10 protein-coding genes are annotated in these 7,372 nt (G+C 59.0%); 7 read left to right on the top strand and 3 right to left on the bottom strand.

Annotated features, from left to right (window positions below; translation table 11 throughout):
- Positions 1-43 precede the first annotated feature (43 nt).
- Positions 44-487 carry a PilZ domain-containing protein gene (locus KGB27_RS23430; RefSeq protein ID WP_008031388.1) on the bottom strand — a complete coding sequence of 148 codons (444 nt, stop codon included), beginning with the start codon at positions 485-487 and terminating at the stop codon, positions 44-46.
- Here KGB27_RS23430 and KGB27_RS23435 point away from each other — a divergent pair.
- The 5 genes from KGB27_RS23435 (at position 486) to cysB (ending at position 4,442) form a co-directional block, all read left to right on the top strand.
- Positions 486-872, top strand: coding sequence for a thioredoxin family protein (locus tag KGB27_RS23435; protein ID WP_032832541.1), 387 nt, complete (start codon positions 486-488; stop codon positions 870-872). The two genes, KGB27_RS23430 and KGB27_RS23435, sit on opposite strands and share 2 nt — an antisense overlap.
- Positions 869-1,825: a putative 2-dehydropantoate 2-reductase gene (locus KGB27_RS23440; protein WP_223556513.1), complete on the top strand. Its 957-nt coding sequence runs from the start codon at positions 869-871 to the stop codon at positions 1,823-1,825. Before KGB27_RS23435 ends, KGB27_RS23440 begins: the two co-directional genes overlap by 4 nt.
- Positions 1,826-1,850: 25 nt before the next feature.
- Positions 1,851-2,756, top strand: coding sequence for a 5'-nucleotidase (locus tag KGB27_RS23445; RefSeq protein WP_008031392.1), 906 nt, complete (start codon positions 1,851-1,853; stop codon positions 2,754-2,756).
- Positions 2,757-2,850: 94 nt separating this feature from the next.
- Positions 2,851-3,354, top strand: a complete 504-nt coding sequence (locus tag KGB27_RS23450) for a universal stress protein (RefSeq protein WP_008031396.1) — start codon at positions 2,851-2,853, stop codon at positions 3,352-3,354.
- A 113-nt stretch (positions 3,355-3,467) separates the two neighbouring features.
- The gene (gene cysB, locus KGB27_RS23455) at positions 3,468-4,442 is read left to right on the top strand and encodes an HTH-type transcriptional regulator CysB (RefSeq protein ID WP_008031398.1); all 975 of its coding nucleotides are present in this window, start codon (positions 3,468-3,470) and stop codon (positions 4,440-4,442) included.
- 7 nt (positions 4,443-4,449) lie between these two features.
- Here the strand turns inward: cysB and KGB27_RS23460 are convergent, their stop codons facing one another.
- Both KGB27_RS23460 and KGB27_RS23465 read right to left on the bottom strand, forming a co-directional pair.
- Positions 4,450-4,932 (bottom strand): GreA/GreB family elongation factor, encoded by a 483-nt coding sequence (locus KGB27_RS23460; protein WP_008031400.1) that lies wholly within the window; start codon positions 4,930-4,932, stop codon positions 4,450-4,452.
- A gap of 2 nt (positions 4,933-4,934) precedes the next feature.
- Positions 4,935-5,345, bottom strand: a complete 411-nt coding sequence (locus tag KGB27_RS23465) for a hypothetical protein (RefSeq protein ID WP_008040529.1) — start codon at positions 5,343-5,345, stop codon at positions 4,935-4,937.
- 124 nt (positions 5,346-5,469) lie between these two features.
- On the opposite strand from KGB27_RS23465, the gene earP reads away from it, so the two are divergent.
- On the top strand, positions 5,470-6,627 hold the full coding sequence (earP, locus tag KGB27_RS23470; RefSeq protein ID WP_223556515.1) for an elongation factor P maturation arginine rhamnosyltransferase EarP: 1,158 nt from the start codon (positions 5,470-5,472) through the stop codon (positions 6,625-6,627).
- Positions 6,628-6,675: 48 nt separating this feature from the next.
- Positions 6,676-7,245, top strand: a complete 570-nt coding sequence (locus tag KGB27_RS23475) for an elongation factor P (protein ID WP_007943632.1) — start codon at positions 6,676-6,678, stop codon at positions 7,243-7,245.
- The last annotated feature ends 127 nt before the right edge of the window (positions 7,246-7,372 follow it).

Raw genomic sequence — 7,372 nt, forward strand, 5'->3', positions numbered from 1 at the left:
GACAGCGGTTTAAGGGCCATTCGCAACGAATTGATGACGTCCCTTAATCCAGCACCGCCTGCGCAAATGCCTTGCGAACCGTGTCGTGGGAGAACTCGTCGGCGTGCTGCTGGACCCATTCGAGGGCCAGCGCCTGGGTTTCCTGCAGGTCGTCGTGGGCGTCATGCAAGCGACAGTAACGCTCGATCTGACACACCTGTTCGCCCATTCGGGCGCTGAACATCATCTGCTCGTCAACAAAGGCAATGCCTACCAGGTAGCCGCGCTTGCGTCGCAAGCACCAGGCCACGTAGCCCAGAAAACGCATATCGGGGTTCAAGGTCGGCATGCGGACTTCCAGCGCGGTCCCGTGACGCCAGGCGCGGTGGTAATTGCAAGCCATGCCCCCGAGGCTGATAGTGTGCAGCTGTTGCCGTGAAATACACTCAGGTTTTAGCAACGTTAATTCGACGGGTACATCGTCAGGATGAGGAATAAAACGTCCCATGAGCACGGACTCCATGTGTCGGCCATCTGACATTGTTTCCCCCAGTATAGTGGTCGAATTGGCACTGACCGATTTCGACGCCGACCAACGGTTGCTGGCGATGAGCGGCGTTTCGCTGGTTGTTTTTACCAGCGTCGGCTGCGCCAGTTGCCGTTTTGCCCGAGAGCAATTGCCCAGGCTCGATCTGGATGTCGATCGCTTGTGCTGGATCGATGCCGGGGACAACGGCGGGGTGGTCGAGCGTTATCAGGTCTTTCATTTGCCGGCGCTGTTTGTGGTGCGCGACGGTGAGTTCTTCGGGGCACTAAAATCACGCCTGACCGCTACCGAGCTGAATGAAGCCGTAGGTCAGGCGTTGACGAGAACAGCAGAGGAGTTGCCATGACGGCTGCAGTTGCCAAACCGACCATCGGTATTATCGGAACCGGTGCGATCGGCGGGTTTTACGGGGTCATGCTGGCGCGTGCCGGTTTCGATGTGCACTTTCTGCTGCGCAGCGAGTTTTCGGCGGTGGCCGAGCACGGACTTCACGTCGACAGTGCACCACACGGCGCACTGACGTTGAATCCGGTTCAGGCCTATTCGTCGGCCGAAGACATGCCGCCCTGCGACTGGTTGCTGGTGGGCGCGAAGACCACCAGCAATGCCGGTCTGGCACCGGCGATCATTCAAGCCGCAGCGCCGAATGCCAAGGTACTGCTGCTGCAAAACGGCCTGGACGTCGAAGACAGTCTGCGGGCATTGCTTCCCGATACGCTGCACCTGCTCGGCGGGCTGTGTCTGATCTGCGTGCATCGCACCGGCCCGGGCGCGATCACCCATCAGGCCCTCGGCGCGGTGAACGTCGGCTACCACAGTGGCCCCGCTGGCGATGAACAGGCGCGCATGGCGATCGTCGAGGAGGGCGCCGGGTTGTTCCGCAGCGCCGGTATCGATTCCCAGGCCATGGCGAACCTGCAACAGGCGCGTTGGCAAAAACTGGTCTGGAATATTCCTTACAACGGCCTGTCGGTTCTGCTCGGTGCGGGCACCACAGCGTTGATGGCCGACGCCGACAGCCGCGAACTGATCAAGGCCTTGATGGCCGAAGTGGTCTTGGGCGCGAAGGCCTGCGGTCACGACATGCCGGCCGGTTATGCCGATTATCTGTTCATGATGACCGAGAAAATGCCGGACTACTGGCCGAGCATGCACCACGACTTTTTGCACAAGCGACCGCTGGAACTGGCGGCCATTTACGCCCGGCCACTGGCGGTGGCCAAGGCTGCCGGGTGCGAATTGCCGCGAATCGACGCGTTGTATCGCAGTTTGAGTTTTATCGATCGACGCAACACCTGAGTCGATCAACCCGAGGGGGAAGGGCATGGCAAAGACGATTGACGACAAACTGGTGCTGGCGATTTCTTCGCGTGCGCTGTTCGACCTGAGCGAAAGCCACAAGGTTTATCTGTCGAGCGGCGTCGAGGCTTATCGGCAATATCAAATCGAACACGAAGACGAAATCCTCGAGCCCGGCGACGCATTCCCTCTCGTTGAAAAGCTCCTGAACCTGAACGCCAGCCTCGGCCGGGCCAGGGTCGAGGTGATCCTGGTGTCGCGCAACAGTGCCGACACCGGGCTGCGGGTGTTCAACTCGATTCACCATTACGGGCTGGCGATTTCGCGCGCGGCATTTGTCGGCGGGCGCAGCCCGTATCCGTACCTCAAGGCGTTTGGCTGCGACCTGTTCCTCTCGACCCATGCCGAAGACGTGCGCAGCGCACTGGATGCCGGGTTCGCGGCGGCGACCATTCTGTCGGGCGGCGCCAGCCGTGCGGCCAGCGATGAGTTGCGGATTGCCTTCGACGGTGACGCCGTGCTGTTTTCCGACGAGTCGGAGCGGGTTTATCAGGCGGGCGGCCTTGAAGCGTTCCAGGCCAGCGAACGCGAAAGCGCCCGCGAGCCCTTGCGCGGTGGGCCGTTCAAAGGCTTTCTCGCGGCGCTCAATCTGTTGCAGCGCGAGTTCCCGGAGGACGACTGTCCGATCCGTACCGCGCTGGTCACCGCGCGTTCCGCACCGGCTCATGAACGGGTGATTCGGACCCTGCGCGAGTGGGATATTCGTCTGGACGAATCGCTGTTTCTGGGTGGCTTGACCAAGTCCGCTTTCCTTGAAGCCTTTGCCGCTGACGTGTTTTTCGACGATCAGGCCGGCCATTGCGAGTTGGCTCGCGAGGTGGTCGCTACCGGCCATGTGCCGCATGGCATAAGCAATGAGCAAAAGGTTTAAGCCCGCCGTTCAACGCGTTACGCGGGACGTCGCACTCGCCAAGGCACTGCTAAGCTGAATCAATCTCCGCCATGTTGGCACTCGAGGAGGTCATATGATTCGTTCGATGCTCTATGCCACTGACCTCGGCCTGTACGCCCCTTTGGTGATGCAGCATGCCCTGGAGCTGGCTCGAACATTCAATGCCGACCTGTATGTGGTGCACGCGGTTGAACCCATGGGGCTGTTTGCCGAGTCGGTGCTTCAGAGTTACCTCGATGAGCAGGCGCTGAACGAGTTTCACAGTCAGGGCCTGAACACCGTGATCGCCAATATCGAGCAGCGCGTGCTCGACAGTTTTCGTGAAGAACTGGGGGATGAAGGGGAGCAGGATCTGGAGCGGATACAAGCGGTGCGGGTGCTTCAGGGTGATCCGTCGCAGGTGATTCTCGAACAGGCGCAGAAACTCTCCGTGGATTTGTTGATCGTAGGTAGTCATAGCCATGGTGCTGGCGCGGAAACGCCTTTGGGGCGGACCGCAGCGCGGGTGTTGCAGTTGGCTCGGGTCCCGGTCTATCTGGTGCCGCTGGTGGAACGCCGTCGCCAAGGGGACCGCTAGTCCACGAATAGTGGCAGTTTGATAAAAAAGTTCTAGATTTATTCTTCAAACCATTAATATAGTTATATACCGTCGCTGATGCCCGTGGCGTCTACCTGCTTTGAGGGATTCATATGAAGCTTCAACAATTGCGCTACATCTGGGAAGTGGCGCACCACGACCTCAACGTTTCCGCTACAGCCCAAAGCCTTTACACCTCGCAACCGGGCATCAGCAAGCAGATCCGTCTGCTGGAAGACGAATTGGGCGTCGAGGTTTTTGCTCGCAGCGGCAAGCACCTGACCCGCGTCACCCCGGCCGGCGAGCGCATCATCACCACCGCCGGCGAGATCCTGCGCAAGGTTGAAAGCATCAAGCAGATCGCCCAGGAATTCTCCAACGAGAAGAAAGGCACCCTGTCGATCGCCACCACGCACACCCAGGCGCGTTATGCGTTGCCGCCGGTGATCAGCAATTTCATCAAACAATACCCGGATGTTGCGCTGCACATGCACCAGGGTTCGCCGATGCAGATCGCCGAAATGGCCGCTGACGGCACCGTCGATTTCGCCATCGCGACTGAAGCGCTGGAGCTGTTCGGTGACCTGGTGATGATGCCGTGCTACCGCTGGAACCGCTGCGTGGTCGTGCCTCAGGGCCACCCGTTGACCAAGCTGTCGAAGCTGACTCTCGAAGCGCTGGCCGAATACCCGATCGTGACTTATGTATTCGGTTTCACCGGCCGTTCGAAACTCGACGAAGCCTTCAGCCATCGCGGCCTGACGCCGAAAGTGGTGTTCACCGCCGCCGACGCCGACGTGATCAAGACTTACGTTCGCCTGGGGTTGGGCGTGGGCATCGTGGCGAAAATGGCGGTCGATACCAAGCTCGATAATGACCTGGTGGTGCTCGATGCCAGCGAATTGTTCGAATCCAGCATCACCAAAATCGGTTTCCGTCGCGGCACCTTCCTGCGTGGCTTCATGTGCGACTTCATCGAGAAGTTCGCCCCGCACCTGACCCGCGAAGTCATGGCCAAAGCCATTCAGTGCCACAACAAGCAGGAACTGGAAGAGCTGTTCGACGGCGTCGAACTGCCGGTTCATTGATCTCCCGCTAAACCACCTCGGTAACAGAAAACTGTTGCCGAGCACCCGCCACCAGAATCTCCACCTCGTCCCCCTCGAACTTGCCCAGCAGGCTTTTGCCCAGCGGCGAGCGAGGGGTGATGACGGTAATCCATTGCCCTACCAGATCGACCTTCAAACCCGCCGCGTCGGGCGCCAGGAACAGCCATTGCTCACGTCCCTTTTCGTCTTCGAGACCGAGCAGGGCGCCGACTTCGATGCCGCGCTGGTCGTCATAAGGCCGTAGCGTCAGGTTCTGGCACAACGTCAGTGACTGCCTGATTTCCTCCACGCGCTTTGCCTGCCCGGCTGCCAGATATGACGCCTCCAGGCCCAGGGTGTCGTACTTGTTTTCGGCGATGTTTTCTTCGTGGGTCGCCGTTTCGTAAGCGGTTTGCGCGGCACGCTCGGCGATGTCGAGATCGATCCGCAGCTTGTCGATAATCAGTTGGTGGACGGTTTGCTTATTCATGATCAATCGCAGAATTGCAGGACATTGGCGCGGCTTTTTTCGCTTGGCGCGGTGCGGTCCTGTTGCAGCCAGAACTGGCAATTGGGGTTCGACAGATTGCGGTTGCTGCTGCGCGCCTGATCCAGCCGTTGTGCCTGTTCGTTCTTGCGCAGGTTCTCTTCGTACTGCTGGAACATCGGGCTCTGCGGCGGAATGTCCGGCACCGGTTGTACCACTACCGGCGGCTTGGCCAATTGCTCCACCGCTTGCGCGACGGGCGCCAGTTGCTCGCTGAACAACAGGCGCGAGGCGAGCCAGCAGGTCAGTGCGATCGCGAGGAAACCCAGCCACAATCCGAGGGCGATACTGCCCGTCAGTTGCAGGGCATTAAGCTGGATCGGCAAGCGGCGGCGCGGATTGGGACGGTAGGGCATGACTGCCTCCTGGCGGGTGGTCGCGGGCGAGTGGCGATTGTCGCATGAAGATTAATCGCCGTCGGCTCTTCTGCACGGGGTAATTTATGCGGACAATCGGCGCCTTTGCCAACGGGAGCCTGGAATGCCTGAAATGCCTCAAATGAAAAACCGCAGGCGCTGGGATATTTTTTGCACCGTGGTCGATAACTTTGGCGACATCGGTGTGACCTGGCGCCTGGCCCGCCAATTGGTGGCCGAACATGCGATGGACGTGCGTTTGTGGGTCGATGATTTGCGGGCCTTCGAGCGTTTGTGCCCAGCCATTGATCTCAATCTTCCACAGCAGTGGCAGGAGGGGGTCGAGGTGCGTCAGTGGACGGCCGACTGGCAGCCGACTGACGCGGCTGATGTGGTGATCGCCGCGTTCGCCTGCCAGTTGCCGAGTGCTTACATGGAGGCCATGGCGGCGCGGGAGAAGCCGCCGCTGTGGTTGAACCTCGACTACCTGAGCGCAGAAGACTGGGTCGTTGGCTGCCACGGCTTTCCGTCGGTGAAGTACAAAAGCGTGCAGAAATTCTTTTTCTTTCCGGGGTTCCAAAAGGGCACCGGTGGCTTGCTGCGTGAAAGCGGATTGCTGGAACGGCGTCGGCAATTTCAGCAAGACCCCGAGGCTCAGCGCGCATTCCTGCAAGGTTTAGGGATTGATCGGGCGCAAGGCGCGCAGCTGATTTCGCTGTTCGCCTACGAAAATGCCGGCCTGGCCAGTTGGCTGGATGTCATGGCCGCCGATCCAGTGGCCACGCATCTGCTGGTGCCCGAAGGGCGGATTCTCGGTGATGTCGAGCGTTGGCTCGGTGTCGAGGGTTTGGCGGCTGGCGCGGTGCATGTGCGCGAGTCATTGACCGTGCAAGTGCTGCCGTTCGTCCGACAGGATCAATACGATCACCTGCTTTGGTGCTGCGATTTCAACGCCGTGCGCGGCGAAGATTCGTTTGTCCGCGCGCAATGGGCAGGGCGGCCGCTGCTCTGGCACATCTATCGGCAGGACGAAGACATTCACCTGGACAAGCTCGAAGCCTTCCTCACGCTCTACACAAAAGGCCTGTCTGCACCTGCCCGCGAGGCGATCAGCGGTCTTTGGCGAGAGTGGAATGCCGGGCATGATATGTCCGACCATTGGGCTACGACCCGTAAACACTGGCCAGAACTGCAAAAACACGCCGAAGCGTGGTGTCTGGAACAGGCTTTGCAGGCTGATCTTGCCGCAGCGCTGGTACAGTTTTACCTAAATTGGATATGATACGCGGCCTAGATTTTTGTAAATCCCATCCAAATTCGGATATTCGCAATGAAAACTGGTAAAGAACTGAAACCCGGTACCGTGATCCGTCTCGAAAACGATCCATGGTTGGTTCAGAAAGCTGAATTCACCAAATCCGGTCGTAACAGCGCGATCATGAAGACCAAGCTGAAAAACCTGCTGACCGGTTACAAGACCGAGATCGTTTACAGCGCTGACGACAAACTGGACGACGTAATCCTCGACCGCAAAGAAGCGACCCTGTCCTTCATCAGCGGCGACACCTACACGTTCATGGACACCACCGACTACACCATGTACGAGCTGAACGCTGAAGACATCGAAGCCGTTCTGCCTTTCGTTGAAGAAGGCATGACCGATGTTTGCGAAGCGATCTTCTTCGAAGAGCGTCTGGTTTCCGTAGAACTGCCGACCACTATCGTGCGTCAGGTTGACTACACCGAAGGTTCCGCTCGCGGCGACACTTCCGGCAAGGTAATGAAGCCTGCCAAACTGAAGAACGGTACCGAACTGTCGGTTGCTGACTTCATCGAAATCGGCGACATGATCGAGATCGATACCCGCGAAGGCGGTTCCTACAAAGGCCGTGCTAAATAAGCACTGCTTCAGGAATGAAAAAGCCCGACCATTGAGTCGGGCTTTTTTGTGCCTGCCAGAAACACGCTGACTGGAACATGACGCGGACCTTGTAGGAGCCGGCTTGCCGGCGATGGCGATCTTGAGG

The sequence above is a fragment of the Pseudomonas sp. BF-R-01 genome, assembly GCF_019946615.1.
In the GTDB taxonomy this organism is placed as follows: Bacteria; Pseudomonadota; Gammaproteobacteria; order Pseudomonadales; family Pseudomonadaceae; genus Aquipseudomonas; species Aquipseudomonas migulae.